General features: G+C 63.9%; 26 protein-coding genes. 10 read left to right on the plus strand and 16 right to left on the minus strand.

Features of this window, described 5'->3' with window-relative positions; genetic code table 11:
- Nucleotides 1-29: 29 nt before the first annotated feature.
- From LVJ94_25520 to proC, 13 genes are all read right to left on the minus strand, one after another.
- A complete protein-coding gene (locus LVJ94_25520) occupies nucleotides 30-1,235 on the minus strand; it encodes an acyl-CoA dehydrogenase family protein (protein ID WXB10573.1) in 1,206 nt (401 codons plus the stop codon).
- Between the two features lie 12 nt (nucleotides 1,236-1,247).
- A complete protein-coding gene (locus LVJ94_25525) occupies nucleotides 1,248-2,084 on the minus strand; it encodes an SDR family NAD(P)-dependent oxidoreductase (protein WXB10574.1) in 837 nt (278 codons plus the stop codon).
- Between the two features lie 24 nt (nucleotides 2,085-2,108).
- Complete coding sequence (locus tag LVJ94_25530) at nucleotides 2,109-2,828, minus strand: phosphoglycerate mutase family protein (protein ID WXB10575.1); 720 nt, start codon at nucleotides 2,826-2,828, stop codon at nucleotides 2,109-2,111.
- An 8-nt stretch (nucleotides 2,829-2,836) separates the two neighbouring features.
- The gene (locus LVJ94_25535) at nucleotides 2,837-3,682 is read right to left on the minus strand and encodes an SDR family oxidoreductase (GenBank protein ID WXB10576.1); all 846 of its coding nucleotides are present in this window, start codon (nucleotides 3,680-3,682) and stop codon (nucleotides 2,837-2,839) included.
- A 23-nt stretch (nucleotides 3,683-3,705) separates the two neighbouring features.
- A complete protein-coding gene (locus LVJ94_25540; protein ID WXB10577.1) occupies nucleotides 3,706-4,479 on the minus strand; it encodes an enoyl-CoA hydratase in 774 nt (257 codons plus the stop codon).
- Nucleotides 4,479-6,275 carry an acyl-CoA dehydrogenase gene (locus LVJ94_25545; GenBank protein WXB10578.1) on the minus strand — a complete coding sequence of 599 codons (1,797 nt, stop codon included), beginning with the start codon at nucleotides 6,273-6,275 and terminating at the stop codon, nucleotides 4,479-4,481. Before LVJ94_25545 ends, LVJ94_25540 begins: the two co-directional genes overlap by 1 nt.
- Before the next feature lie 3 nt (nucleotides 6,276-6,278).
- Entirely contained in the window at nucleotides 6,279-7,427 is a 1,149-nt protein-coding gene (locus tag LVJ94_25550; GenBank protein WXB10579.1) for an acyl-CoA dehydrogenase, read from the minus strand.
- Nucleotides 7,428-7,442: 15 nt separating this feature from the next.
- A complete protein-coding gene (locus tag LVJ94_25555) occupies nucleotides 7,443-8,642 on the minus strand; it encodes an acyl-CoA dehydrogenase family protein (GenBank protein WXB10580.1) in 1,200 nt (399 codons plus the stop codon).
- 143 nt (nucleotides 8,643-8,785) lie between these two features.
- Entirely contained in the window at nucleotides 8,786-9,178 is a 393-nt protein-coding gene (locus LVJ94_25560) for a hypothetical protein (GenBank protein ID WXB10581.1), read from the minus strand.
- Between the two features lie 107 nt (nucleotides 9,179-9,285).
- Nucleotides 9,286-10,431: an N-methyl-L-tryptophan oxidase gene (solA, locus tag LVJ94_25565; protein WXB10582.1), complete on the minus strand. Its 1,146-nt coding sequence runs from the start codon at nucleotides 10,429-10,431 to the stop codon at nucleotides 9,286-9,288.
- On the minus strand, nucleotides 10,428-11,348 hold the full coding sequence (locus tag LVJ94_25570) for a hypothetical protein (GenBank protein WXB10583.1): 921 nt from the start codon (nucleotides 11,346-11,348) through the stop codon (nucleotides 10,428-10,430). Before LVJ94_25570 ends, solA begins: the two co-directional genes overlap by 4 nt.
- On the minus strand, nucleotides 11,345-12,214 hold the full coding sequence (locus tag LVJ94_25575) for a methyltransferase (GenBank protein WXB10584.1): 870 nt from the start codon (nucleotides 12,212-12,214) through the stop codon (nucleotides 11,345-11,347). Before LVJ94_25575 ends, LVJ94_25570 begins: the two co-directional genes overlap by 4 nt.
- 30 nt (nucleotides 12,215-12,244) lie before the next feature.
- Complete coding sequence (proC, locus tag LVJ94_25580) at nucleotides 12,245-13,042, minus strand: pyrroline-5-carboxylate reductase (protein WXB10585.1); 798 nt, start codon at nucleotides 13,040-13,042, stop codon at nucleotides 12,245-12,247.
- 184 nt (nucleotides 13,043-13,226) lie between these two features.
- Here proC and LVJ94_25585 point away from each other — a divergent pair, with 184 nt between their 5' ends.
- The 7 genes from LVJ94_25585 to LVJ94_25615 are packed head-to-tail and all read left to right on the plus strand — an operon-like array spanning nucleotide 13,227 to nucleotide 20,361.
- A complete protein-coding gene (locus LVJ94_25585; GenBank protein ID WXB10586.1) occupies nucleotides 13,227-13,919 on the plus strand; it encodes an iron-containing redox enzyme family protein in 693 nt (230 codons plus the stop codon).
- 17 nt (nucleotides 13,920-13,936) lie between these two features.
- Entirely contained in the window at nucleotides 13,937-14,374 is a 438-nt protein-coding gene (locus LVJ94_25590) for a cupin domain-containing protein (GenBank protein ID WXB10587.1), read from the plus strand.
- Between the two features lie 2 nt (nucleotides 14,375-14,376).
- A complete protein-coding gene (locus LVJ94_25595) occupies nucleotides 14,377-15,921 on the plus strand; it encodes an AMP-binding protein (GenBank protein ID WXB10588.1) in 1,545 nt (514 codons plus the stop codon).
- Nucleotides 15,918-16,139 carry a phosphopantetheine-binding protein gene (locus LVJ94_25600; protein WXB10589.1) on the plus strand — a complete coding sequence of 74 codons (222 nt, stop codon included), beginning with the start codon at nucleotides 15,918-15,920 and terminating at the stop codon, nucleotides 16,137-16,139. The genes LVJ94_25595 and LVJ94_25600 overlap by 4 nt, the downstream gene beginning before the upstream one ends.
- On the plus strand, nucleotides 16,136-17,488 hold the full coding sequence (locus LVJ94_25605; protein ID WXB10590.1) for an FAD-dependent oxidoreductase: 1,353 nt from the start codon (nucleotides 16,136-16,138) through the stop codon (nucleotides 17,486-17,488). Before LVJ94_25600 ends, LVJ94_25605 begins: the two co-directional genes overlap by 4 nt.
- Nucleotides 17,485-19,197: an acyl--CoA ligase gene (locus tag LVJ94_25610; protein WXB10591.1), complete on the plus strand. Its 1,713-nt coding sequence runs from the start codon at nucleotides 17,485-17,487 to the stop codon at nucleotides 19,195-19,197. Before LVJ94_25605 ends, LVJ94_25610 begins: the two co-directional genes overlap by 4 nt.
- 6 nt (nucleotides 19,198-19,203) lie before the next feature.
- The gene (locus LVJ94_25615) at nucleotides 19,204-20,361 is read left to right on the plus strand and encodes a YbfB/YjiJ family MFS transporter (GenBank protein WXB10592.1); all 1,158 of its coding nucleotides are present in this window, start codon (nucleotides 19,204-19,206) and stop codon (nucleotides 20,359-20,361) included.
- Here LVJ94_25615 and LVJ94_25620 read toward each other — a convergent pair.
- Nucleotides 20,323-21,201, minus strand: a complete 879-nt coding sequence (locus tag LVJ94_25620; GenBank protein ID WXB10593.1) for an NmrA family NAD(P)-binding protein — start codon at nucleotides 21,199-21,201, stop codon at nucleotides 20,323-20,325. The genes LVJ94_25615 and LVJ94_25620 overlap by 39 nt on opposite strands.
- 123 nt (nucleotides 21,202-21,324) lie before the next feature.
- On the opposite strand from LVJ94_25620, the gene LVJ94_25625 reads away from it, so the two are divergent.
- Nucleotides 21,325-22,353, plus strand: a complete 1,029-nt coding sequence (locus LVJ94_25625; GenBank protein WXB10594.1) for an aldo/keto reductase — start codon at nucleotides 21,325-21,327, stop codon at nucleotides 22,351-22,353.
- Here LVJ94_25625 and LVJ94_25630 read toward each other — a convergent pair.
- Nucleotides 22,350-22,946 (minus strand): Uma2 family endonuclease, encoded by a 597-nt coding sequence (locus LVJ94_25630; protein WXB10595.1) that lies wholly within the window; start codon nucleotides 22,944-22,946, stop codon nucleotides 22,350-22,352. The two genes, LVJ94_25625 and LVJ94_25630, sit on opposite strands and share 4 nt — an antisense overlap.
- Nucleotides 22,947-22,964: 18 nt before the next feature.
- Nucleotides 22,965-24,212, minus strand: a complete 1,248-nt coding sequence (locus LVJ94_25635) for a hypothetical protein (protein WXB10596.1) — start codon at nucleotides 24,210-24,212, stop codon at nucleotides 22,965-22,967.
- 184 nt (nucleotides 24,213-24,396) lie between these two features.
- Here LVJ94_25635 and LVJ94_25640 point away from each other — a divergent pair, with 184 nt between their 5' ends.
- Both LVJ94_25640 and LVJ94_25645 read left to right on the plus strand, forming a co-directional pair.
- Nucleotides 24,397-25,692, plus strand: coding sequence for a hemolysin family protein (locus LVJ94_25640; GenBank protein WXB10597.1), 1,296 nt, complete (start codon nucleotides 24,397-24,399; stop codon nucleotides 25,690-25,692).
- 155 nt (nucleotides 25,693-25,847) lie between these two features.
- Entirely contained in the window at nucleotides 25,848-26,561 is a 714-nt protein-coding gene (locus LVJ94_25645; GenBank protein WXB10598.1) for a glycoside hydrolase family 75 protein, read from the plus strand.
- The last annotated feature ends 59 nt before the right edge of the window (nucleotides 26,562-26,620 follow it).

The following is a 26,620-nucleotide window of genomic DNA, read 5'->3' on the forward strand; positions in this document are numbered from 1 at the left end:
TTGAAGCTACGCACCCAGATGCATGATGCTCAGTGATACTTCGCCAACTCCATCTTCCCGATCGCGTTGCGATGCACTTCGTCCGGCCCGTCGGCAAAGCGCAAGGTGCGCGCCTGCGCGTAGGCGTACGCCAAACTGAAATCGCCCGAAAGGCCGCCGCCGCCGTGCGCCTGAATCGCCCAGTCGATGACTTGACATGCCATGTTGGGCGCCGCCACCTTGATCATCGCGATTTCTTTGCGGGCGTGCTTGTTGCCCACCGTATCCATCATGTACGCGGCGTTGAGCACCAAGAGGCGCGCTTGGTCGATCAAAATGCGCGACTCGGCAATGCGCTCCAAGGTCACGGTCTGCTCGGCAATGCGCTTGCCAAAGGCCACGCGCGACAATGTGCGCTTGCACATGTCTTCGAGCGCCCGCTCGGCCAATCCAATGAGGCGCATGCAATGGTGGATGCGCCCGGGCCCCAGCCTGCCCTGCGCAATCTCGAAGCCGCGTCCGTCACCCAGGAGCACATTGGCCGCGGGCACGCGCACGTTCTCCAGCAGAACCTCAGCGTGGCCGTGGGGCGCGTCGTCGTAGCCGAAGACGGTGAGGTTCCGAAGAATCTTCACCCCCGGGGTGTCCCGCGGTACGAGGACCATCGACTGCTGCAGGTGCCGATTGGGATTGTCCGCATCGGTTTTGCCCATCACGATGAACAACTGGCAGCGCGGATCGCTCGCCCCCGACGACCACCATTTGTGGCCGTTGATGACGTATTCGTCGCCGGTGAGCCGCATCGATGTTTCGATGTTCGTCGCGTCGCTGGAGGCCACATTGGGCTCCGTCATGAGAAACGCCGAGCGGATCTTCCCGTCGAGCAGGGGCTCGAGCCACTGCTTTTTCTGCTCGGGCGTGCCGTAGCGCTCGATGGTTTCCATGTTGCCGGTGTCCGGCGCCGAACAGTTGAACACCTCCGAGGACCAAATGACCCGCCCCATGATTTCGCAGAGCGGTGCATATTCCACGTTGGTGAGCCCCGCGCCGTGCGTCGACTCGGGCAAAAACAGATTCCACAGCCCCTCGGCGCGCGCCTTTTCCTTGAGCTCGTCGATGAGTGGGATGGGCTGCCAGCGATCACCCTGCGCAACCTCGTCGTGGTAGCGCTTTTCGTTCGGGTAAATGTACTTCTCCATGAAGGCATGGAGGCGTGCACGCAGATCCTGCGTCTTGGCCGAGTATTCGAATTTCACCGTCGTCTCCCTTTAGGTGGGCAGCAGGTTCGTCGGATTTCGCTCGTCCAGAATGTCGCGCATCCGGCTCTCGATGGAGGATTTGATCTTGGGGTGCGGCAGCACGTAGAAGCGGTCGTTCCGGACGGCCTCCACGGTGATCTTCGCGACATCTGCGGCGGAAAGACGGCCCGAAGCAAGTGCCTTGCGCAACATGGGCTCGTAGTCGGCCGCGTGCGGGTTCGTGGCGCTCAGCTCCTGCGGGCGGTTGCGCGCCGAGTCACCGATGCCGGTATTCACGTACGCGGGGCACAGGACGGAGACGCCAATGCTTGTGCCTGCAACCTTCAAGTCATGGTAGAGGCACTCGGACAGCGCCACCACACTGTGCTTGCTCACGGCATACACGCTGTTTCCGGGGATCGAGACGAGGCCCGCGACAGAAGCCGTGTTGATCACGTGGGCCGGGCCGCCCTGCTGGATCATGCGAGGAACGAAGGCGCGGATGCCGTGGACCACGCCCATCACGTTGATGCCGAGCACCCACTGCCAATCTTCCAACGTGGTGGTCCAGGTCGGGCCGAGAACACCGACCCCCGCATTGTTGAACAGGAGATGCACGGCGCCGAACTGCTCGTACGAACGGGCGGCAAGTTCGTCGACCTGCTCGGGTTTGGACACATCGCACGTCACGATGCGCGCGACGCCGCCGGCCTCGGCCACGAGGGCTGCCGTTTCGGCCAAACCTTTTTCGTCGACATCGCCCAAAACGACCGACGCCTTCGCACGCACGAGCTCCAAGGCCAGCTCACGCCCGATGCCGCTGGCGGCGCCGGTAATGACCGCCACCTTCCCGTCGATTTCTTTCATGATGAATGCCTTTGTCGAAACGCTTTATCGGTAGGTAATCAAACGCACATTTTGCATGCGTTCGAGGTGCGCGACGACATTGAACGAGCTCAAAGTCACGCGCCCGGGATGCTCGCTGCTGGACCTACTGGAGAAGCGCAGCGCGGTCATGCTGCTGTTGACGATGGACCAGTTCAGCTCGAAAATGCTGCGGTCGGGTATGCCGAGGAGATGTTGGCAAATGGCCGTGATGGGTCCGCCCGATGTAAACACGGCGACCGTGCGCGAAGGCCCTGGATCGTCGGTCAAACGCCGAAGCGCGGCCACGCACCGCGTGCGAAAAGTCGACCACGGCTCACGGTAATCGGCATCCCATTCGCCGCCCACCCAGCGATCGATGGCGGCGGAGAAGATACTTTGAAATGCCCGCCGCGGATTGTCATGCTCCGCCAAAAGACGGGCCAGCACCTGACGGTCGGCGAATTCGGGCCGGTGCCGAATGACCACCTCGTCCGCATCGTACTCTTCGAAGCCCGCATCGATTTCCAACGGGCACGCGCCAAGCCCCATCGCGGAGAGGCAGGCTTCCGCGGTTTGGCGATGCCGTTTCATGCCCCCCACGACGGCGCGATCGATCGTCCGTCCGCAGGCCGAGAGCCAGTCTCCGAGCAGCCGCGACTGCTCGATGCCCAACTCGGACAGGCAGTCGTAGTCGTCGCTGCCGAACGACGCCTGCCCATGACGAACGAGAAGAACGGTGCCCATGGATCCCTTTAGCTTTGCGGCGTTTTCCGCGGAACCATCTGCTCGACGGCCTCGTTCCAAAGCCCCGAGCCAATGAGGCTGCTGCCTCCGTCGACCAAGAGCAACGTGCCCGTGATGTACGAGGCGAGCGGCGAGGCCAAATAGACGGCCGCTTGGCCGATGTCGTCGACGTGGCCGTAGCGCCCGAGCGGAATAGCCCCCTTGGTGCGCGCCTCGTGATCGGGGTTCGAGAGGCGCCGCATGCCCTCGGTGTCGGCAATCGGTCCGGGCGTGATGCCGTTGCTACGGATTCCGTAGCGGCCCCATTCGAGGGCGAGCGTGCGCATCAGGTTGTCGATGCCTGCCTTGGCCGCGCCGACGTGCGCTTGCAGTGCGTGCGGAAACAAGGCCTGCGCCGCCGAAATGAAAAGGATCGAACCGCGCGTTTTGCGCAGCTGCGAAAAGGCAATGCGCGAGGCGTTGAACGAGCCCAAAAGGTCGATCTCGATGACCGTCTTGAACCCATTGGGGCTCAAGTCCTCGGCGGGGCAGAGGAAGTTGCCCGCGGCGCCGGCCACGAGCACGTCCACCGAACCAACCTCCGACTCGGCCCGCGCAAAGGCTTCCTCCAGCACGGTGTACTGGCGCACGTCGGCCACCACCGGCAACACTTTGCCGCCCACGTGGGCATTCAACTCACGCAGTTCGGCGGCCGCGGTGTCGAGCCGCTCTTGCGTGCGCCCGCAGATGGCCAAATTCGCGCCCAGGGCTGCAAAATGGCGGGCGACCCCCAAATTGATCCCGCTGCCACCCCCGGTGATGAATACCGTTTTACCCCGAAACAGTTCCTTCGACAGGTGCTGCTGGATGATCATGGCATTGTCTCCCCTCGATTCCGTCAATCGGGCCGTGCGGCATTCGGACGGCGCTTTTCGAGAAAGGCGCTCAGCACTTCCCTGGCCTCGGGCGAGGAAAGTCGGTCCGAAAACTCGTACGCCTCTTCAATCATGGCCTTTTCGACCAACGGCACGATCGCGCGCTTGAGCAGCGCCTTCGTGGCGAGGAGCGAGGCCCGCGGCTTGGCCGCCAGGATGCGCGCCTTGGCCAATGCGTGCGTGCCCACGTCGACGTCGGCCACCACAGTGTTGATCAATCCGATGTCGCATGCCTCGGCTGCGGAGACTTTGTCGCCGAAGAGCAGCAGCTCGCTCGCGCGCTTTTGCCCGACGACCAGCGGCAACAGCAGGCTGGAGCCCGCCTCGGGGCAGAGCGCCAGGTTCACGAAAGGCAAGGAGAACTCCGCGCTTTCGCCGGCAATGACGTAATCGCAGTGCAGCAGCATGGTGGTCCCAATGCCGATGGCCCGCCCCGTCACCGCCGCCAAAATGGGCTTTTTGGCGTACATGAGTCCCCGCAAAAACTGAAATACCGGGCTGTCTTCGCTGTTGGCCGGGTTCTGCAGAAAATCGGCAATGTCGTTGCCGCTGGTGAAGATGTCGGCCTGACCATGAAAGAGGATGACACGCACGGCCGGATCGCTCTCGGCCTGGAGCAGGGCGTCCGCCATGGCGGCGTACATGCCCACGGTGAGGGCGTTCTTCTTCTCGGGACGACGGATCTCGATCCGCTGCACGCCCTCGGTCACCTCGGTCACGATGTTCGAATTCTTCATCAAAACCAACTCTCCTGCATATCGACGGTGCTCGAATCGAGGCTGCGCAGCAACGTGTGCTGCGGCCCGGTCTTCGGTAGCTCCCAGCGGAAAAAGTAGCGAGCCGCTGCGAGTTTCCCGCGGTAAAAGTCCTCGTCAGCCGGCGCCGCGGAGGCTGTGGCCTCTTTCGCGAGCACCGCCTGGCGCAACCAGATCCACGCGACGACGGTGTGGCCGAACATATCCAGATAAACGCTGGCATTGGCAAGTGCCAAATTCGCATCTTGCATCATCGCGCCGCCGAGGAGGCGCGACGTCTCGGCGAGGCGCTCCCACGCGTCGGCCAATTGCGAAGCATGGCTCTGCAGTTCGGTGTCGGCGTGGCTGCGCGCCCGCTGAACGGTCGAACCGATTTCCTTGCCCAGGATGGCCAGCGAAGCACCCTTCTCGGCGAAAGCTTTGCGCCCGAGCAGATCGAGCGCTTGAATGCCGCTCGTCCCCTCGTGAATCGGATTCAAGCGATTGTCGCGATAGAATTGCTCGACGGGGTATTCGCGGGTGTACCCGTAGCCCCCGTGCACTTGAATGGCCAGGCTGTTCGCCTCGAGCGCATAGTGCGAGGGCCACGTTTTCACCACCGGCGTGAGCAAATCGAGCAGCATCGCCGATTCGCGCCGCTCGGCCTCCACGGTCGCGTGCTTCGCGCGATCGGACAGGGTGCCCGCGTAGAGGCACAATGCGAGCGCCCCTTCGACGTACACCTTTTGCGCGAGCAGCATGCGTCGCACGTCCGCGTGGCGGACGATCGGCACCGGCAGCGAGAGCGGATCTTTGCCGCTTCGCCCCTGCAGGCGTTCCCGCGCATAGTCGAGCGCGTGCAGGTAACCGGTGTACCCGAGCACGGACGCGCCGAGGCCCACGGCGATGCGGGCGCCGTTCATCATTTGGAACATGTACGCGAGGCCGTGATGCGGCTTTCCCACGAGCTCGCCGATGCAGTCGTCGTTCTCGCCGAAGTTGAGCATCGTGGACGTGGTGCCGCGAAAGCCCATTTTGTGAATGAGCCCCGCCAGGGCCACGTCGTTCTTCGGTCCGAGGCTGCCGTCGGCCTTCACGCGATACTTGGGCACCACGAAGAGCGATATCCCCTTCACGCCGGGGGGCGCCCCGGGGATGCGCGCCAGCACGAGGTGCACGATATTTTCCGTGAGCTCGTGGTCGCCGCCGGAGATGAAGATCTTGTTCCCTTTGATGGAGTACGTGCCATCCCCGCGCGGCTCCGCGGTCGAGGCCACGTCGGCCAGGGAGGAGCCGGCCTGCGGCTCGGTGAGCACCATCGTGCCGAAGTAGCGGCCGGCCAACATGGGCGCGAGGTAACGCGCTTTTTGCTCGTCCGAGCCGAATTCGTGAATCAGCTCCGAGGCCCCCACGGTCAAGGTGGCATACGCGTCGATGGCCACGCTCGCCGCACGGAAAACGGCATAACAGGCGAGCGTGATGCTGTACGGAAGCTGCATGCCGCCCTGCGCCTCGTCGTACATCGCGGAGATGAACCCGGCGGACGCGAACGCGTCGAGCGCTTCCTTCACCTCGGAGAGGACGTGAACGCGCTCGCCGTCGTAGGTGGGCTCTTCGAGGTCGCACTTGCGATTCAGCGGCGCGAACTTTTGCTCGGCAATCGAGTACGCCGTGGCGAGCGCACTGGAAAACGTCTGCCTCGAGTGTTCTTGGAAACGCGGAAAGCGCGTGAGCTCCTCGACTTGGAGCAGCTCGTACAGAATGAAGTCGAGATCGCGCCGCCTGATAAGCTTGTCCATCGGCTATTCCTGGGCCAAAAGCTGGTCGCTGAAGCGCGCGAGGTGATGATCCGCATCGCCAAAGGCGAGGTTGATCATGGTGAGGCGCTTGAAATGGTGACCCACCACGAGTTCCTCGGTGACGCCCATGCCGCCGTGCAGTTGCACCGCCTGCTGGCCGACGAATCGGGCCGCCTGCCCCACCAGTGTTTTCGCCGCGGAGAGGGCGCGTCGCCGCTCGAAGGTGTCGTCGGAGTGCACTTTGACGGCGGCCAGGTACGACATCGAGCGAGCTTGCTCGGTGTGGATGAACATGTCCACCATGCGATGTTGCAGCACTTGGAACTTGCCAATGGGCACGCCGAACTGCTTGCGCGTCTTCAAGTGTTCCGCAGTATCCGCATTGAGTGCGCCCATGACGCCGACGGCCTCCGCGCAGAGGGCGGCGATGGCCACGTCGACGGCGCGCTCGATGGCCGCAAGCGCCTGCCCTTCCGCACCAAGGCGCGCACCCTCGCCGACGGTGACGTTTTCGAGCACCACCTCGGCGGCGCGCTGGCCGTCCTGGGTGCGGTAATCGCGAACGCGCACCCCGGGTGCGCCCGCCGACACGAGAAAGAGGGAGAGGCCGTCGCGGTCGAGAACATCGCCCGACGTGCGCGCGGAGACGATGAAGACATCCGCGCTACCACCGTGCAACACCACGGTTTTGCGACCGGAGAGCACGTAATTGTCCCCCTGGCGCTTGGCCGAGGTCGCAACATGGTGCAGGTCGTAGCGAAATTGCGGTTCGTAGTGGGCAAAGGCCAACAGGCGCTCGCCGGCGATGATCGCGGGCAAAAATTCGCCCTTCTGCGCCTCGCTGCCCGCGTCCCGCAGAAGCCCGCCGCAGAGCAGCACCGTCGAGAGGTACGGCTCCAGCACGAGCCCGCGCCCGATAGCCTCCATGACGATGAGCGCATCCAGCGCACCGCCGCCAAATCCGCCGTGCTCCTCGGGCAAGGTGATGCCCAACAAGCCAAGCTCCGCGAATTTGCGCCAGACGGCGCGGCTGAATCCCTGGGGCTCCCCTTCGAGGATCTTCCGCCGCGCATCGAAGGAGTATTCTTTGGAAACGAATCGGTCGAGAAGATCCTTGAGCTGCTTTTGCTCTTCGGTGAATTGAAAGTCCACGGTTCGATTTACCTTTCAAATCCCAAGAATCATCTGCGCGATGATGTTTCGTTGAATCTCGTTGGAGCCGCCGTAAATCGTGACCTTGCGGTCGTTGAAGTACGTGCCCGCCAGCGGCGCATTCTCTTCGGAGACCAGCGGATCGGATTTGTGGCCATCCTCGAGGGCCTCCGGTAGATACGGCAGCGCGTGGTGCCCCGCGGCAAGCATCATCAGCTCCGAGAGGGCCTGCCGGATCTCCGTCCCGCGAATCTTCAAGAGGGAGGCCTCGGGCGCGGCGCCTTTCTTCTGCGCCTCGGCGGCGAGGACGCGCAGGCAGGTGATCTCCAGCGCCATGATATCGATTTCGATCTGGGCAATCTTGTCGCGGAAACGCGGGTCGGCGAGGAGAGGCTCCGCGCCGGCGCGTCGTTCGCGGGCCAACTCCTTCAAGCGGAGCAATTCGCGCTTGGAGCGGCCGACTTCTGCGATGTTGGTGCGCTCGTGGCTGAGGAGGTATTTGGCATACGTCCAGCCTTTGTTCTCCTCACCGACCAAGTTTTCGGCGGGCACCTGGACGTTCTCGAGCCAAACTTCGTTCACCTCGTCGTCCCGGCCATCCAGCATGCGAATGGGCCTTACGGTGATGCCCGGCGATTTCATGTCGATGAGCAGGAACGAAATGCCGGCCTGCGGGCGCGCTTCGCTGTTGGTGCGCACGAGGCAAAAGATCCAATCGGCGTGCTGGCCCAGCGTGTTCCATGTCTTGACGCCGTTGACCACGTAGTGATCCCCTTGGCGCTCGGCGCGCGTCTGCAGGGAGGCGAGGTCCGATCCGGAACCCGGCTCGGAGTAGCCCTGGCACCACCAGTCGTCACCGGACAAGATGCGCGGGAGAAAGCGCTCTTGCTGGGCGCGGTTGCCGAAGGCCATGATGACCGGGGCGACCATCAAGAGGCCGAACGGCATGATCTGCGGGGAGCCCGCACCGGCACACTCTTCCTCGAAGATGTGCCTCTGCACCGCCGACCACCCGGTGCCTCCGAACTCGCGCGGCCAGGTGAAGCCGATCCAACCCTTCTGGTGAAGGATGCGGTGCCACTCCAAGTAGTCCTCTTTGGAGAGGGGCTTGCCGTGCAGCACCTTCTCCGAAATCCGAGCCGGCAAGTTCGCCCGGACGAACTGCCGTACTTCATCGCGGAATGCCTGCTCTTCCGCCGTGAAATTCAGGTCCATGCACGTCTCCGCATATCTGTCCCGCATAATGGGACACTGTCCCGTTCTTCGAAGACAGATATGCGGGACGCTCGATCACGTGTCAAGGCACAGCGATCAAGCGTCCCGGATTTCGCTCAGCTCAACCTAAAGAGCTTCGGCTGTCAGCTGTTGAAGTACGCGCGAACCGACGAGTCGGTGAGGACGCGGAACGAACGCGCGTTCATGTAGACCGCGACCAGCGCACCAGCTGCATCGAGCAGCAAGGAGAAGGACCAATCACCGAGGAACTCCAGCACGCGATGCCCCGCACCCAAGGTACCCGTGAGCGTCGCGACCGCGGTGCAGAGGAGCAGGATGAACCGGATGATGTGCCCCTTCGAGAGCAGGCGCCGCCCGATGAAGAACATACCCACCAGGCTGAAGAGGAAGACGATCATCGTCCGCGTCAGCGAAAAGAACCCGAAGCCATTCCTCAAAATGTAAAAGGCCGCCGAGAAAACCGCAAAACCGTACCAAGCGTTGGTCAGCGACTCGATCTTCTGCCTCGCGTTCATCTCCAGCCTCCAGTTTCCACTCGGTCTCTACGTTCTGACCCCGAGAAAGATTTCCCGCAACCTCTCTTCGCGCGTAACCGAACCGTACGGTAGAAAACGACGGCCGCTCAACCAGTGAATCGCGCCAGCGCGTACGGCTCCAGGCTGACGGCAGGGTCCTTGCCGATGGCGAGGCGGGCGGCGGATTCGCCGACGGCGGGGGCGAACTTGAAGCCGTGGCCGGAGCACGCGGAGGCGTAGCTCACGTTGGGGTGATGGCGCGTGCGGCCGATGATGAAGTTGCCGTCGTCGCTCAGGGTGTAGAAGCAGATGCGCGACTTGATGGGGACGGGATCGAGTGAGGGGAAAACCTCTTCGACGTAGTCGGCCATCTCGTTCCGGAAGACGTCGCTCACCACGCGATCGGGCGCACGCGGATCGGCTTCGACTTGCTGGCGGTTGTGAAATCCGATTTTCACGCCGGCGTCGTCTTGGCTCGGGCAGCCATAGAGAAGACGCCCATCGGCGGCTTCGTGCAGGAAGACGGGGAAACGGCTTGCCTCATATTCGCGCTCCTCGCCGGGACGGGGACGGAACCAATAAATGGGCACGCGCACGGGGCGCAGGAAGGGGCGCACCTCTTCGATGAATTCGCCCGCCATCCACGGGCCCGTGGCCACGACGACGGCGGCGCAGGCGAACGACTCGCCCGAGGCCGTCGACAAGGTGACGCCGTTGCCGGAGTGCGTGACCTTCGAAATGCGGCATCCGAATTGGAGCTCCGCACCGCGGTTCACCGCCCGATCGAGCATGGCCAGTCGGGCGCGATCGGCCAGAACCATGTAGGCACCCGGCTCGTAAATCGCCTCCATGTCGGCCGACAATCGGAATGCGGGATAGCGCTCGCGCACTTGGGCGGCGTCGAGCATCTCGTGCGGAATGTCCCCTACCCGCGCGGTATCGCGGCTGCTGCGAACGACCCCCGTTGCCTTGCTGCCGACGAAAAGGCCCCCGGTGTGCACCACCACGGGCTCGTCGCAGTCTTGCTGAAGCGCCATCCAGAGATCGTGCGCGCGATTCAACAGCGGGAGGTACGCCGCGCCCTCCCAATACGCGCGCCGGAAGATGCGGCTCTCCCCGCGGGAGGAGCCATTGGCGTGCGTCGGGCCGAAGGCATCGAGCCCGATGACGCGAATGCCCTCGGCGGCGAGGTAATCCACCGCCGAGGCGCCCACGATGCCCAGTCCAATCACCGCCACGTCGTAGGTCTTCATCGCCCCGCCTCCGTGCGCACCGGCCCGCCCGTTCGAAGGCGCTGCAGGATCGACTGCCCGACGACGAGCGTCAGCGACGACCAAATGACGAGGAAACACATGGTGGTGTTGGCAGATGGCATTTGCCCATAAAATACGATGGCCACGACGAATTGGGTACTCGGAAGGATGTATTGGAGGAATCCCGCCGTCGAAAGGCTGATCTTTTGGACGGCGAACGAGAGAAGCCACAGCGGCACGACCGAAACGGTTCCGCACGCGCACAGGAGACCAATTTGCATGACCCCCGTGGACGGCGGAAGCGCCAGTGTGTAGTGCGTGGTCGCCACGACGCATGCGACGCCGACGGCCAGCATGGACGTCTCCAGGGTGAGACCGCTGATGGGATCGGCCTCGGTCAGCTTCTTCAAGAAGCCGTAGGTCCCCCAGGTGAGGCCGATGGTCAGATAAATCCACGACTTCAATTCGACGCTTCGCGCGATGAGCAGCGCGAGGCCGAGCACGCAGAGCCCCAGCGAGCACGCGCGCAGCACCCCGAGCCGCTCGCGCACGATGCCCGCGCCGATGAAGATGGTCACCGCGGGGGCCAGCAAATAGCCGATGCCCGTCTCGAGGACGTGACCGGAGATGGATCCCCAGATGAACGTGAGCCAATTGATGCACACGAGGACCGCAGCCGCCAAGTGCACCAGGAGCACTTTGGGCTTCGTCGCCAGGCGGAGCAGATTGCGAAACCGCGCCAGAAGCAGCGTGGTCAGGCAAAGGGTGACCAGCGAGACCACGATGCGGTAGCCGAGCAACACGGGGGACGGAATACCGGCGAGCAGCTTCCAGAAAAGCGAGGAAGCCCCCAAGATGAAATACGCCAGTGCCGCCGCCCCCGTGCTCGCGCCTTTGCCAACGGACGATTGACTCATTCGCGCGGATTCCCAGCCATGGTGCACTCGACGATCTCGTACGACCAATGGATCGTCCCATCACCGTCCTGGCTGAATGCAGATTTGCATTCGTCTTTCCACGATTGAAACTCGGCCATGAGCCAAGGCCGGGCCGCTTGCCAGGCGTCCGAGTAGAACAACAGCGGAAAGCAATGTCGCTCGAGCAGCCGGAAACGCAGCGGGCATTCGCCAGGAACGCTGGCGCGGTACCGCGCTAGCACGTCCTGGATGCCCATCATCGAGTTGAGGCCGATGATGGCCCTTCCCCCCGGCGCCAGGTATTTGGGCATTTCGAGGAGGAACCGCAACACCACGGAATCTCCCCCGAACATGGCCGAGAGATCCAGGGAATGGCGCCCATTCATGCTGGCGAGCTGGCTGACCAGCAACGCCGAGGGCGCACGCCAGCCCGGTGGATTGAAGACGATGCGCTCGAATGGCTCCGCCGGACGAGCGCCATCCAACGCGTCGAACAGATTCCCGCTCGCGAAGTGGATGCGGTGGTTGCCGAAGTTCAGCATTTCGTTCTCGCACGCCAGCCGAATCGACGGTTGCGAGATGTCCGTCGCGGTGAGGTTCGTCGCGCCCATGTCGCGCAGCAGCAGGGCGAGCACGCCGCTGCCCGTCCCCAGCTCGAGGAACCGTTTCGACATATCGTCCTGGCCGAGGCACCGCACGAGCAAAGCCCCGAGACTGAGGCCGGCCGGGCTTACGCGAAAGACGCCAGGCCGGTCCATCAACTTGATGGAGTGCCCCATGCCGAAATAAGTCCAATACGCTCCGTCGCCATGGGGCGGGGCGTCGGCCGTCTTGCTGGTGGTGCTCGTGGTGCGATGGGCATCCATCGACCATGCTTGGCTATTGAGGCCCAGCATTCACACCCCACTCAATTCACGGGACCGTGCCGCCGACCGGCGCAGCGCCGCGGTCACGATGGTGTCGAGTTCGCGCTCACGGTAATGCCAAATTCCCCGCTCGGTGGTCCCGTTGGGGGTCATGACCTCCTTGCACAGGACCAGGGGCTCTTTCCCCGTAACGGCCAGCAAGTCCGCCGTGCCGCGCAGGACCTGGGCGACCATGGTGCGCGCATCATTCGGCTCGAATCCGCACTCCACCGCGAAATCGAACATACCCTTCGCATAGAACGCGACGAACGCCGGCCCGCCGCCGCACAAGGCCGTGGCATCGTCGATGGCTTCCTCCCGCGTGACCACCAGGGCCTTGCCGAACGAACCAAGGATATCCCGGGCCAAATCGATGTTCGGTTTTTCCACAGCGTGGCCAGGGCACAACACAGTCATGCCTTGCATGACCTCCGAAGGCGTATTTGGAATGGACCGTACCACTTGGTTGGTCCCGAGTGCGTGGCACATCGTTTCGATACGGATTCCCGCCATCACCGAAATGAGGAGACACTCGGAATAGGCATTGGGCGCCAGGCCGGCTGCGAACGATTGGAAAGCCTGCGGCTGAATGGCGAGAACCACCACGTCCCCCGCAGCCGGAACGTGCGTTTCCGAGGCTTCGATCTGGTATTTCTCCGAGAGAACGCGGCGCCTCTCCGCATCGATCTCCACGACGCGAAGCTCCGAGCCTAGTTGGCTTTTTCGCAGCCCGACGGCGATGGCCGTCCCCATCGGACCGCCCCCCAATATGACGATACGGCGACTCATGATCGCACCTCTTTATGTTCGAGAGGCAAACAGCCTAACCCGGCAATGAAACGTGTCAACCGCGTCGAATCAAATCGATCAGATGTTGCCCAGACAACTATCCAGAAGCACCAACCAAGCACTCAGATTAATGTTGCCTAGATAACTTATTCGAGTACAAGTCTGCCACAACACTGGAGTACAAATGGCTATCGTTCAAATCGATGCGAGTTGGGAAGGCATCCTGCGTCCGGAATGGATCCGTGAATTGGACGAAACGTCGTTCCTGTCACGTTGCCGCGAAGGGCGCGTGTCGCGGGCAGAATTGCACGGTTTCGTGCGGCAGCAGGGATACTACTCGCGCAATTTCACGCGCTTCTTGAATGCACTCATCGCCAATCTGCTCGACGAGGCGGATCGCCAAGCGCTCATGCAAAATCTCTTCGAGGAAATGGGACTGGGTGACGTCAAGTCGACTCCGCACTCTCAAATCTACCGCGACATGATGAAGACGATGGGAATACGCTTCGAGGACGAAGCCCCCCACCCGGCCACGGTCCGTTTGGTCGAAACCATGTTCGCGTGCTGCCACAACGAAAATGCGATGATCGGTCTGGGCGCAATATGCCTGGGGGCCGAAGCCATCGTTCCGCACGTTTATTCCACGGTGCTCGCGGGATTCGAGGCGATGGGGGAATCGAAACGCCACCTCGAGTTTTTCACGCTCCACGTCGGATGCGACGACGAACACGCCATCACCATGCGCAACATCATCGTCCGGCGGCTCCAGGCCGATCCCAAATCGCGGGTCGACTTGGAATACGGGGCGGCCAAGGCCATTGCCGCGCGCGTGGCGTTCTTCGAGGCATTGTCGTCCCGAGAACGGGTCGCCGCTTGATAAAGGAGACTCCTTACATGCATTACACTTCCAAGGATTTCGACCGTACGACGCCCGTACTCGGGGTTGAGGTGCCGTCGCGGCTCGTTCATGCGGACGTGGAAAACACGGCGCACGCCGCCGCGTTCAGCGCCGAGCGAAAGCACCCCGTTTCCGTGGTGGATTTGCCGTCCAAGACCATCAGCGTGACCATCGGCGGGCTGGAGCCCGGGCAAACCGCGAGCAAACACCGGCACACCTACGAGACGATCCTTTACGTGCTCGAGGGTGAGGGTTTCACCATGGTCGAGGAGCGGCGTGTGGAGTGGAAGGCGGGGGACGCCGTGTACATTCCCGCTTGGGCGTGGCATCAGCATACGAACCGAAGCGCGGTGAATCGTTGCAAATACGTGGCGTGCGAGAACGCGCCGCTGATGCAGAATCTGAATGCCGCATTGCGCGAGGAAGCCCCGTAGCCATGCAGGGCTCGAAAGACGTCGTCGCGGACTTTCTCGCGGCAGCGCGTGCGACCCCGGAGCGGCCGGCCATCGTCGACAATGGCCGAGAATTGAGCTACGGCAGCGTCCTCCAGCGGGCGCGTGAATTGGCTCTTCAGCTCGGAGATGGCTGCGGCGTGGTCGGGGTCATGGCCTCGCGGTCAGCCAATACGATCATCGCGCTGCTGGCCGTGCTCCTCGCCGGCGGTGCGTATTGCCCCATCGATCCGGCATTTCCCGACGAGCGGCAAAAGGCGCTCGTCCGGCGGAGCGGTTGCACCACGGTTATTGCCACGGTGTCCCAATCGGTGGCATTCCCCGGGCTCCGCGTTCTCGGCATGCGCGATCTCCATGGTCATCCGGCGCCGGCGCGCACGGACGAACCGTACGCCAGCGCGCCGGTCACGCTCGATACGCCGGCGTACGTTCTGTTCACGTCGGGGTCGACCGGGGAACCCAAGGGCGTGGTCACGCCGCGCGGTGCCATTGGCGCGTCCGTCGATTCGCTGCGCGCGCTGTTCGAAATTCAGCCTTCGGACAGGGTGCTCCAGTTTGCCTCGCTCAATTGGGATACGTGCTTCGAGGAGATCTTCCCCGCACTCACGTCGGGCGCGGCGCTCGTCATCGATCGCGATGCCCATTCGGGTTCGCTGCCTCGCCTGCTGCGACTGATTCGGCGGGAACGCGTCAGCGTCCTCGATCTGCCGACGGCGGTTTGGCACGAACTCGTGTACTACCTGGCCGAGGGGCATGCCGCGCTTCCCGAGTGCCTGCGGCTCGTGGTCATCGGTGGAGAGGCGGCTCGGGCTCCTCGGCTGGCCGATTGGTGCGCGCTGGACACGGCGCGGGTTCGATTGGTCAATACGTACGGCTGCACGGAAACGACCTTGATCACGCATGCCATCGACCTTCACGGGCCGCGTGCGGATTCATCGGGGACGCGTTGGGCCGAGGCCAACGAGGTGCCCATTGGGCGGGCCATGCCGCACGTGGTGGAGCGCCTCGGCGATGCGGGGGAATTGCTCGTGGGAGGGCCTGCCCTGGCAATTGGTTATCTCGGCAACGAGCAGGCCACCGAGCAGCGGTTTCGCAAGCTCGATTTCGGTGCGGGCCCCGCGCGCTACTTTCTCACGGGCGATCGCGTCGTTCGAAGCGCGACGGGCGAGCTTCTGCACCGCGGTCGATTGGACGGCCAAATCAAAGTGCGTGGCATTCTGGTCAATCCCGGGGAGGTCGAAGCCGAGATTGCGCGGTATGCCGGGGTCGCGGCGGTGGCCGTGGTTGGCGTCACCGTGGCGGATCACACCACGATGATTGCCTACGTGGTCGCGCGGCCAGGGACCGATGCGGCCGCACTGAGCACGAACATCGCGGCGGATCTCAAGGCGCGCGTCCCCGCGCACCTGGTCCCGTCGCAGCTCACGGTGGTTCCGGAGCTGGTGCACACGCCGAGCGGCAAAGTCGACCGCGCGGCCTCGCACCGGCATCACCTGTCTCGAAAGAGCGGCAAGGAGATGAATCAATGACGGTCGACGGCGTCGTGGATATTTTTCGCAAAATCCTGGAGGTGGACGACGTCCAGGTGGATTCGGATTTCTTCGTCCTCGGGGGCGACTCGCTGCTCGCCACGCGCGTGCTCAGCGCCATCGATCGGCAATTCGGCGTGGAGCTCACCTTCGCGGATCTGATGAGCGCGCCCTCGCCCATCGGCCTCTCGAAGTGCATCGCGAGCGCGGCCGGATGAGCGTCGTCGTGGTAGGGGCGGGCCTGGCCGGTCTCACGGCGGCCCATCAGCTCATGGTGCGCGGCATCGACGTCGTCGTGCTCGAGGCGCGCGATCGGGTCGGCGGGCGGATGCATGGGATCGAGATCGCCCCGGGCGCGTGGGCCGATGCCGGCGCGGCCTATTTGGGGCATCGGCACACGGCGCTCCACGCGCTCATGGCCGAAATGGGCGTCGCGGCCACGCCCACGACGATGCACGGAGATAGCCGTTTCGCGCTGTCGCCCGACCGCGCGCCGATTCGCAGCGTAGGCCGGTTTCCACCGCTCAAGGCGGTGGCCCTGGGCGAAATGTTCGAGCGGCTCGACGAGGTGACCAAGTCGGTGCGCGCCGATGCGCCGTGGCTCTCCGCCGACGCGGCAAAGCTCGATGCACGCACCGCGGCCGATTGGATCGAAGAGCACGTGAAGCACCCCGATGCGCGCTTGTTCTTCCCGTTGTTCCTCGGCGAGATGATGGCCGCCGATCCGGCCGATATCTCCGTCCTTCATATGGCCTTTTACCTCCGCTCGGGCGGCGGCATTCCGTACCTCAATGCCTTCGAAGGCGGCGCGCAAGCGGAGCGCATCGCCGGTGGAGCGCACACACTCTGCATGAAGCTCGCCGAGCGGCTCGGCCCGCGCGTGCACCTCGGCGTGCCCGTTCGTGCCATCCATCAACGCAGCAACGGCGTCTCCGTCTACACCAGCCAGAGCACGGTCTTCGAGGGACACGCCGTCATCGTGGCCCTCCCGCCGCGCCTCGCCGAGGGCATCGACTACGCGCCCGCCCTCGAGGCACCGCGCGCCAGCCCGCATACGGCCCCCGGCTGCGCGGTGAAGGTGCACTTGATCTACCCCACCCCGCTCTGGCGCGAGCACGGCCTCTCCGGATGGTCCGTCAGCGCCGACGGCCCGTTGCTCTCCACGGTGGACGATTCACCCGCCGATGGGCGCGCGGGCGTGCTCACGGGCTTCGTCACCGGAAGCGAGGCACGCCGCTTCGGCGCGCTTTCGCCCGACGAGCAGCGCGACGCGGTGGTCGCGCAGGCGCGTCGTTTGTTCCCGGAGCTGCCGCCGCCCGTCGCCTGCCACGTCACCGATTGGGTCCAGGCGAAATACAGCCGCGGATGTTACGCCGCACTCTTCGGCCCGGGCGACTGGATGCGACTCGGCCCACACCTCGCACGGCCCCACGGCCTCGTGCATTGGGCGGGAACCGAAACGAGCACGGAGTTTTTCGGTCTCATGGAAGGGGCCATTCGCTCGGGGCATCGCGCAGCCACCGAGGTTTCCCACGTCATTTCGCCTTCACGAAGGAGTTCCCGATGAACCATCGCAGCCCCATTGCCCCGCTCGAGGTCCGACGCCAATTCATGGAAGATCCCACCGTCGGGGCGGGATCCTTTCTCGATCATGCGCTCACCCTGAATCCGAATCGCGATATCCCTTTTCTTTACAAACATCACACCGACCAGCGAGGCCACGTCGTTCTCACGGGCTACAGCCTGCTCGAGCTGCAGGCGATTCGTGATCGCTATGCGCGATGGTACTGGGCCAATGGCGTGCGGCCTGGGGAGCCCGTGGGCGTGTGGCTGCGCGAGGGCACGGAGCCGCTGTTTCACTTTCTGGCGCTCACCGCACTCGGCGCCGTTCCGGCGCTGCTCAACGATGCCATGCCGCCGGTCGCAGCCAAACGCTACCTCGATCACGTGGGCATCGTCGGACTGGTGTGCGACGACCCCACGCGCATTCAGGCCGCCTACCGCAGCGATCCGCAGCGCCGTCCGCGGTTCATCGCACCGGCGGCCGAAATTCGCGCGTACGACACGCCATCGCCGCTGCCCGCGGCGTATCCTCATCGCCACAAGCCCGACGAAATCGTCGCGCTGATTCACTCCTCCGGCACCACCGGAACGCCCAAATCGACGATGCTGGCCCACCGCCAATTCTGGGTGGGCAAAGAGCCGCGCATGCTTCGTTTCCCCGCCGAGGCCTCCGATCGGCTGCTTTGTCTGATGCCGCACACGCATGCCGGCGGATTGAGCTATTTCCTCACGGCCACCTTGCTCGGATTGCCCATGATGGCCATGGCCGGTTGGCGGCGCGAAATCGTCGAACCGGTCATGCTCGCGTTCCAGCCGACGATGGTCGCCTCGTTTCCGCGCAGCTTCGTGGAATTGGCCACCGGCGAATTGCCCGTGAAGGCCGCCGCCAAGGTGCATACCTGGTTCAACACCGGCGACGGAGCGCACTATGGCCATATCCGCCGGCTCGTCACATTGGGAGAGCGGCCCGCGGGGCTGGTGAAGCCGTGGCTCTTGCCCGAGGAGAAGGCCGAACAATCCGCGCTGCCCGGATCGCAATTCATCGACGGCCTCGGCTCGTCGGAAATGGGCATGGCGCTCTTTGGATACGTCACCTCGCCCGAAACGCCGCGCAACGATCGGTGCATTGGGAAGCCCATCGACATCGTGCAAAAGGCGGCCATCCTCGACGAGGCCGGGCACGAACTGCCCGACGGCACCGTCGGCTTGCTGGGTGTTCGAACGCCCACGCGAACGCCGGGCTATTGGAACGATCCGAACCTGACGAAGAGCTTCGAGCTGGATGGCTATTGGCTCACCGGCGACATTGCGCGAAGGGACAGCGAGGGGCGCTTTTATCATTTGGACCGCACCGTCGATGTCATCGATACGCTCACCGGGCCGGTCTACAGCTTGCCCATCGAGGAGATTTTGCTCGCCGATTGCGCGGAGCTGATCAACGACTGCGCCGTCGTGGGCGTCGCCAGTCCTGCGGGCGGGCAAAAGCCGGTGGCCACGGTGCGGTTGCAGCCGCATGTGAACGAGGCGAACCAGCCAAGCGCCGAGAAGCTGCTCGAGCACGTGAACGACGCGCTGCGGGCGGCGAAGGCCGAGCCGCTGGCGGCCGTGATCGTCGCGCGCACGCCGGAGGACTACCCCACCGGGGTGACCGGCAAGGCGCTCAAGCGCGAAATGCGCACGCGCCTGGCCACCTTGCTCATCGGCAAGGGCTGAACCACGATGCCCTCGCCGCGACGCATTGCCTTCGCGGGGCTCACGGTGTTGGCCATCTCGCTGGGCATCGGGCGCTTTCTGCTCACGCCGCTGATGCCCCTGATGCAGGCCGACGCCGGGCTCGGCCTCGTCACTGGCGGGTGGCTGGCATCGCTCAACAACGCCGGCTACCTCGCCGGGGCCTTGCTCTGCGCCCTCGGCGTCATCCCGGCGCGGGCCCCGCTCCGCAGTGCGCTACTGATCATCGCGCTCACCACGCTCGGCATGGGGCTCGGCGCGAGCCCTGCGCTCTGGGTGGCACTGCGCATCGTCGCGGGCATCACCTCCGCGGTCCTCATCGTGCACGGCATTTCCTGGGGCATGGTGCGCCTGCGCGCGGCGGGGCGCGTCGACTTGGAGGCCGTGCTGTTCACCGGCCCCGGGGTGGGGATCGCCATCAGCGGGCTGCTCGTCGCGCTGCTGCGGCCCCACGGCGTGCCGTCCGCATGGCTCTGGATCGGCTTCGGCCTGCTCTGCGCCATCTTCACCGGCGCCGTCTGGCGCGATCTTTCCGCGCCGGAGCCTCCGCCCCCGAAGGACACGAGCCTGCAGGCCGTCCGCGATCCCGCGTGGCCGCTCATCGCGCTCTATGGCCTGCTCGGTTTCAGCTACGTGATCCCTGCGACGTTCCTCCCGCTGATCGCCGACACGCAGTTGCATCTACCGCGGGTGCGCGAGTGGTTCTGGCCCGTCTACGGCGTCGCCACGACGCTCACGACCTTGGGGCTCGCACGCTGGCCGGAGCGCCTCGGCAACTACGTGGCGCTCGGCGTGGTGAGCTTCGCCATGCTCGCCGGCGAGCTGCTCTGTGCGTGGTGGCCCAGCGCCATCGGCCTTTTGCTCGGCACCGTGCTGCTGGGCGCCGTGATGATGCCCATGGTCGTCTTCGTGATGCGCGAGGCGCGCCGTCTCGCACCGCGCAACCCGACGCGCCTCATCGCGAGCCTCACCGTCGTCTTCGGCATCGGCCAGATCGCCGGGCCGCTCGTGGCCGCATGGCTCGCGGAGCGCCAGCACAGCTTCACCGCGCCACTGGTGCTCGCGGCGGGTGCGGCCGGGCTGGCGATGCTCCTGGTCCTGCCGAGGCTACCGCGACTTCAGCAGACCGGCGACGGCGTCGCGTAGCTTCGTGGTGCCGCGGCGGACCTCGCCCCTTCCCGCCTCGGCGTCGATTCGGCCGGCGTTGTGGGCGTCGTACAACTCGACGACGAGTTGGGCGTAGCTGTCTCCGATGCCCGCGCGCTTCAAGCTGGGGAGCCACTCGGAACGCGGAAGCTCGCGCGCGACGACCTCGCGCCCGACGATGGAGCCAAGCGCCTCCGCCACGTCGAGCGGCGTGTAGCGGCAGGGCCCTTCGACGTGCACGACCCGCGGATGCGCGCTCGCCCGCGTCTCCATGAGCAGCTCGGCCGCAATCACGCCGACATCGTCGGCCGACACCGTGGGGTACAACTTGGTGAGCGGGTGGTGCATGGTGGGGAACGTGCCGGTCTCCGCCGCATAACCGGCAAAGCGCGCCACGTTTTGCATGTGTTCCGCCGAGCGCAGAAACGTCAGCGCCGCATCGAGCACCCGCAGCCGCTTCTCGAGGTGGTGGAACACGCGGGTCACGCCCGTACCCTCGGGCAGCTCGGCGCCGTAGTCGGAAATGGCCATGATCGAAGGCGCATGGGCCGCAGCCAGCGCTTCCGCCAGTGTATCGATGGCGCCGGTCATCTCCGCGAAGGCGTCATCGCTGCGCGCCAGCACCGGACAGATGACCTGCGCGACCACCGTCCCCGCAAAGGCCGCCTCCAGCGAGGCCTTGTCGCCCAAGTGCGCCACGACGACCTCGCACCCAGCGGCCTTGAATTCCGCTGCTTTGGCAACATCGCGAACGATGGCCCGCACGGGATAACCGTGCGCAAGCAGCATCCGAATCGTCGCCCGCCCCACTTTCCCCGTCGCCCCAAGTATTGCGAACATGCAAAGCTCCCTGGCGGCATTGTAAAGCCCAGATTGATACTCTTTCCAGTATTTCCCGGCTTCTTCTCTTCGCGCCGAGGCACCATAGTTTCCGCGGTCACGGGAAAAAAGGAGACCACGGCGATGGAGTACATCCGCTTCGGGAATACAGGGCTCGTCGTCTCGCGCCTCGCGTTTGGTGCGATGACGTTCGGTTCGGGCAACATTCCGTCGATCTACAAGGTCGACGAGGGCAACGCGCGCGCTCTGGTGGATCGGGCGCTCGAGGCAGGGATCAACTTTTTCGACACCGCCGACGCGTACGCGGAAGGCCAGTCGGAGCGCATCCTCGGGCAGGTGCTCGGCACGCGCCGCAAGGACGTGGTCATCGCGACCAAGGTGGGCATGCGCAATGGGGCTGGGATCGACCAGACGGGGCTCTCGCGCCGGCACATCCTGGCCTCGTGCGAGGCGAGCCTTTCGCGCCTGGGCACGGACTACGTGGACCTCTACATCGTGCACCGCTTCGATCCGGTCACGCCCATGGAGGAAACCCTGGAGACGCTGAACGACTTGGTCCGCAGCGGCAAGGTTCGCTACGTGGGATTCTCGAACTGGTCGGCGTGGCAGGCCGCCAAGGCGGTGGGCCTTCAGGAGAAGCACGGGTGGGCGCGCTTCGCCGGCGCGCAGATGTACTATTCGCTGGTGGGTCGCGACATCGAGCACGAGGTCGTCCCCTTCGTGCAAGACGCGGGCATCGGCACGATGATCTGGAGCCCCCTCGCCTCGGGGTTTCTCTCGGGCAAATACACGCGCGAGAACCTGAACGACCAGGACAACCGCCTCTCGGGCTTCGACTTTCTCCCCTTCGACAAGGAGGCCGGCTTCCGCCTCGTCGACGCCATGCGCCCCATCGCCAAGGCCCACGACGCCTCGGTCGCCCAAATTGCCCTCGCCTGGCTTTTGCACAAGCCCGGCGTCAGCACCATCCTGGTCGGCGCCTCCAAAACGCACCAACTCGAGGACAACCTGGGCGCCACCGTCGTGAAGCTCACCGATGACGAGTTGAAGACGCTCGATGCACAAAGCCCCCACGCGAGCTACTACCCCACGTGGTTCACCGAGCGCCTCCGCGATCCGGTCATCGTCAACGCCTTGAACGGCACGCGCTAACGTTCGACGGGATCGTGACCGAAGAATTCTCCGACATCGAGCTCGATCGCATCGAAGGGCTCCGCACGAATCACATCGCCCACCCCGCCGGTCGCCACCACGATGTAGCCATCGGCGTGGTGGCGATGCACCGTCAACGTCCCGTGCTCCGGGTCGAGGATCCAATAGTGCGCAATCCCGTGCAGGTGCAGTGAGCGTTGCTTCTTGACCAGATCGACGCGGGCCGTTGATTTGGACAAAATCTCGCACACCCACTGAGGGAGATCGCGCGTTGGATTGCCGGTCGGAGGCGATTCATAAATATCGCGGCGGAAGCCCGACGCATCGTGCCGATAGATCTCTTCGGTCTTTGGATACTGGATGTCCACCTCGGACATCAGCCACCAACCGCCAGGCCCCTTGGGCCCGCCAGAACGGCGGTTGAAGGGCCCCAGCAGCTCTCCAATCTTGAGCTGCGGGCGGCCATGCTCCGGCCGCCCCATCGATTGCTCGACGATCTCGCCATCGATGAGCTCGACGACATGACCGTCCTCGGTCAGACGCTTCCAGTCGGCCAACGTGGCTCGGGGCTTACGGGAAACGGCAGCGCTCATGCATGGGAGTATACACCGTCACGGCTTCAGGAGCTGGTGGAAGGCGAAGTTGGTCGATTGCTGGGTGCTGCACAAGGCGATGTCGGTGGTGCCGCGGCACGGTTGGTCGCGGTTGATGGCCCAGAAGGAGACGAGGCCCAGGGATTTGCTCCGGGCGAAGCTCGCCAGAATGCGGGCGTCGTCTTGGGTGAAGATTTCGCCTGCAACGTCGTTTTGACCAATCATCGGGGTGGCGCCGAGCATCTTGTAGGCAGCCGCCTCGGTGAGGCCCGATATCAAACTTCGCAATTGCGTGTTGGCATCGGTCAGGGCGGACACGGCGAGGTCGCCCATCTTTTTGCCCGAGCTGTAATAAGAGCCGTAATCCATCGTCATCAGGTTCACGCGCCAGATATGGACGCCCGCGCCCAAGGCCGAGCGCAGCACTTCGAGGCTGGAGGCGTTGACCCCTCCCGGCGTGTTCCATTTGTCGCGCGGGGTCGCGGCGAGGGTGAACGAGATGCGCGCACCCGTTTGCTGCTGCACGGTGGCCAGCGCCGCGGAGCGAAGTGCGTTTACCTGCGAGGTCATCGCACCGGCTTGCTCGACGTCGAAGTCCAGATCCTTGATACCCGTCGCATTGACGTAGCCCGTGATGACATTGGCCATCGCGCTCGCGCTGCCGCAGGCGTTCTCCAAGTAGGTGCCATTGGCGCCGCCGAACGACACCTTCAATTTGCCGCCCGCCGACACGAACGCATTGACGTCGCTCTGATGCGCCTGCACGTCGGTGGTCGCCGCGCACCCGCCGTTGGATAGCACGAAGGCCAAGGTCGCCGACGACGGCCCGCCTTTGTTCTTCATGTCCACGAGGCTCGTGAACGGATACGCCGCATTGCCCCAGCCCCACGTATAGAAATAAGGAGCATATTCCGAGCTGCCTCCGCCACCTCCCCCGCCGCCACTATCGCCGCCCCCACCTCCCCCGCCGTCGCTTCCTCCGACCGGCCCACAATCGACCAATCGCCACAAAGACGCCGCGGCCTCCGGATTCCACGCCGGCTGGCTGGTGTGGGCTTGAATACATTCGTAGGACTTCGAATTATACCGCACCACCTTGCCAATGGAGTACGCCACACCGGTGCTCCAATCGGTGACCGACGAACAATCGGCGAGCGCTTGCTTGTCCGAAAACGACCCCGAATCATCCTCGGCGGGGCCTTCGCAACCGAAAGCGAGTGTCCCCACGAACGCGAGGGCGAAGAACGACGAAACGGTACGCACCATTGGTCTGCTCCTTTTCAGGCAAGGGGGTCGCGATGGGTCGCGACCGAGCGGCGCCGTGCAGAGCAATGGTGGTACCAACTCTATTTCTGCCGAGCTTTGCCGAGTCTCCCAAGACGCACATGCACGATGCGATCATGGTCGCGGTGCGATCCATCGCGGACGATCGCATTAAGCTTTCACACACATGCTTCGCGAACTCCTGATCGTGCTGGGCTTGATTCTGCTCAACGGTATCTTCGCAGGGGCCGAAATCGCGCTTTTGTCCGTGCGCAAGGCACGCATTCAGGAGCTCTCTGCGCGAGGCAACGAGCGGGCCCGGGCCATCGAGGCGCTGCGGAAAAATCCGGAGCGATTTCTCGCCACGGTGCAGATTGGAATCACGGTCGTGGGGGCCACCGCCGCAGCGTTCGCTGGCGAGACCAGCGCCGAGCGCATGGCGGCCTTTCTGCGCGCTGCAGGCCTCGGTGAGGAGGCCGCGGAGGATCTGTCCTTGGCCGCGGTCGTGGCCGTAATCTCGTTTCTTTCGCTCGTTCTTGGCGAATTGGTCCCCAAATCGCTCGCGCTCCGTTCGGCCGAAGCGTATGCACTCGCCGTGGGGCGCCCTCTGTATTGGCTCTCCCAATTGGCCAAACCCCTCGTCTGGTTTTTGACGGCGAGCTCCAACATCGTGCTGAAGATTTTCAAAGACGAAACCAGCTTCGTCGAATCGCGGTTAACCGCGGAAGAGCTGCGACAAATGATCGAGGATGCCGCCCGCGCCGGAGAACTCGACAAGGCCACCACGGAGATGGCCACACGCGTCTTCGACTTCCGCGAACTGCGCGTCGACGCGGTGATGGTGCCGCGGCCCGCCATCGTCGTGCTCCGTCACGATGCCCCGCGCGCCGACATCGAGTCGCTGCTCGCGCGCACGACATTTTCGCGATTGCCCATCACCGGCGACGGCGTGGACAACATCATGGGCTACGTCCGCGCGCGCGATGTCTATGCCCAACTCGCACGCGGCGAGTCCGCCGATCTCGATGCCTTGAAGCACCCGGTGCCCTTCGTCGCCGAAACCATGCGCGCCCTCGACGTGCTGCGGCACCTTCAGCGAAAGCAGCAGCCGCTCGCCATTGTGACGGATGAGCAGGGAGGCGTCTCTGGATTGGTCACCGTGGAAGATTTGGTGGAGGAAATCGTCGGCGAAATTTTGAACGAGGGTGAGAAAACGGAACCCATGATCCACAAAGAGCCCGACGGCTCCACCCTGATATCGGGATTGACGCCCATCCACGAAATTAATCGTGCACTCGGATTGGATTTGCAGCCCGGCCGTGGATTCAGCACCGTAGGTGGATTCATTGTTTCTGTTTCGGGACAGTTGCCTCAGCAAGGATCCACGGTGCAAATGCCGGATGGTGCGGAATTTTTGGTCGAGCAAGTATCAACGCGACGCGTCTTGTCCGTGCGTCTGATCCGACGACCCTCGCCCACATGATCCTAGCGATCACGTTGAGCTGATCGACAAGATCGTTGATTAAGTAAAGAAAGCTTCCTAACAAAGAACGTCGCCGAAGATTGTCTCTCCGGCGCGCCGGCGCTCATCCGCGCACGGTCATTGTTCTCGGTCCCCGCAGATACAAGGAGGCGTCCATGATTTTGCGCTCGATCAAAGTCGCAGCATGCAATGTGGTGATTTTCACGGTGGCTGGCCTCAGCGCCTTTGGATGTTCCGCGTCCGAAGAAGAGATGTCCGCGGATACCCAATCGGATTCGCTGGCGGCTGGCCCCACGGCCGCACAGCTCCTGGAGAAGGTAAAAACATGCAATCAGGTTTCCAACGGGAAATATAGGACGGACGACGAAACGGCGGCCACCGTTGCCGTGTGCGATAAGAATGGCGCCGTCTTCTGGAAGGCCGATTTGGATATCGATTGCGATGGCCAGAGGACATCGAAATGCAATGAAAATACGGACCCCTGGTTCCAACCCGATACGGCCTTCCACCAATCGAACGGCCAGCCGTTGAATGCGGAGACGTTGCCCTACGTGGTGGTCCCCAGTCCGAGCGGTACCTGGAATTACAAGAACTTCGGCATCCAGGGCGGTGGCGTGGTGGCCCTCATCTACAACAACAAGGTGATCTACGCGCCCGTGGGCGACACCGGCCCCACGAACATCATCGGCGAGGCCTCCTACGGTGCGGCCGTCGCCTTGGGCATCGATCCCAACCCGGCCACCGGCGGCACCGACGGCCCCGTAACGTACATCGTCTTCAAGAACTCCAAGGTGTCGCCCATCGAGAGCAAATCGAAGGTCGCCGAACTCGGCGCCCAACTGGCGCAACAGTTCATCAACAACAACTAACGGGCCCCAGAAGACCAAGAAAATTTACAGGGAGATCGGGAGATCGGGAGATTTGGTTG

This window comes from Sorangiineae bacterium MSr11367 (assembly GCA_037157805.1).
In the GTDB taxonomy this organism is placed as follows: domain Bacteria; phylum Myxococcota_A; class Polyangia; order Polyangiales; family Polyangiaceae; genus Pendulispora; species Pendulispora rubella.

Bases quoted from the DNA above. Each gene is read 5' to 3' on its own strand.
- LVJ94_25525 (WXB10574.1), bottom strand. From the start codon at position 2,084: ATGAAAGAAATCGACGGGAAGGTGGCGGTCATTACCGGCGCCGCCAGC.
- LVJ94_25530 (WXB10575.1), bottom strand. From the start codon at position 2,828: ATGGGCACCGTTCTTCTCGTTCGTCATGGGCAGGCGTCGTTCGGCAGC.
- LVJ94_25535 (WXB10576.1), bottom strand. From the start codon at position 3,682: ATGATCATCCAGCAGCACCTGTCGAAGGAACTGTTTCGGGGTAAAACG.
- LVJ94_25540 (WXB10577.1), bottom strand. From the start codon at position 4,479: ATGAAGAATTCGAACATCGTGACCGAGGTGACCGAGGGCGTGCAGCGG.
- LVJ94_25545 (WXB10578.1), bottom strand. From the start codon at position 6,275: ATGGACAAGCTTATCAGGCGGCGCGATCTCGACTTCATTCTGTACGAG.
- LVJ94_25555 (WXB10580.1), bottom strand. From the start codon at position 8,642: ATGGACCTGAATTTCACGGCGGAAGAGCAGGCATTCCGCGATGAAGTA.
- LVJ94_25560 (WXB10581.1), bottom strand. From the start codon at position 9,178: ATGAACGCGAGGCAGAAGATCGAGTCGCTGACCAACGCTTGGTACGGT.
- solA (WXB10582.1), bottom strand. From the start codon at position 10,431: ATGAAGACCTACGACGTGGCGGTGATTGGACTGGGCATCGTGGGCGCC.
- LVJ94_25570 (WXB10583.1), bottom strand. From the start codon at position 11,348: ATGAGTCAATCGTCCGTTGGCAAAGGCGCGAGCACGGGGGCGGCGGCA.
- LVJ94_25575 (WXB10584.1), bottom strand. From the start codon at position 12,214: ATGGATGCCCATCGCACCACGAGCACCACCAGCAAGACGGCCGACGCC.
- proC (WXB10585.1), bottom strand. From the start codon at position 13,042: ATGAGTCGCCGTATCGTCATATTGGGGGGCGGTCCGATGGGGACGGCC.
- LVJ94_25585 (WXB10586.1), top strand. From the start codon at position 13,227: ATGGCTATCGTTCAAATCGATGCGAGTTGGGAAGGCATCCTGCGTCCG.
- LVJ94_25590 (WXB10587.1), top strand. From the start codon at position 13,937: ATGCATTACACTTCCAAGGATTTCGACCGTACGACGCCCGTACTCGGG.
- LVJ94_25595 (WXB10588.1), top strand. From the start codon at position 14,377: ATGCAGGGCTCGAAAGACGTCGTCGCGGACTTTCTCGCGGCAGCGCGT.
- LVJ94_25600 (WXB10589.1), top strand. From the start codon at position 15,918: ATGACGGTCGACGGCGTCGTGGATATTTTTCGCAAAATCCTGGAGGTG.
- LVJ94_25605 (WXB10590.1), top strand. From the start codon at position 16,136: ATGAGCGTCGTCGTGGTAGGGGCGGGCCTGGCCGGTCTCACGGCGGCC.
- LVJ94_25610 (WXB10591.1), top strand. From the start codon at position 17,485: ATGAACCATCGCAGCCCCATTGCCCCGCTCGAGGTCCGACGCCAATTC.
- LVJ94_25615 (WXB10592.1), top strand. From the start codon at position 19,204: ATGCCCTCGCCGCGACGCATTGCCTTCGCGGGGCTCACGGTGTTGGCC.
- LVJ94_25620 (WXB10593.1), bottom strand. From the start codon at position 21,201: ATGTTCGCAATACTTGGGGCGACGGGGAAAGTGGGGCGGGCGACGATT.
- LVJ94_25625 (WXB10594.1), top strand. From the start codon at position 21,325: ATGGAGTACATCCGCTTCGGGAATACAGGGCTCGTCGTCTCGCGCCTC.
- LVJ94_25630 (WXB10595.1), bottom strand. From the start codon at position 22,946: ATGAGCGCTGCCGTTTCCCGTAAGCCCCGAGCCACGTTGGCCGACTGG.
- LVJ94_25635 (WXB10596.1), bottom strand. From the start codon at position 24,212: ATGGTGCGTACCGTTTCGTCGTTCTTCGCCCTCGCGTTCGTGGGGACA.
- LVJ94_25640 (WXB10597.1), top strand. From the start codon at position 24,397: ATGCTTCGCGAACTCCTGATCGTGCTGGGCTTGATTCTGCTCAACGGT.
- LVJ94_25645 (WXB10598.1), top strand. From the start codon at position 25,848: ATGATTTTGCGCTCGATCAAAGTCGCAGCATGCAATGTGGTGATTTTC.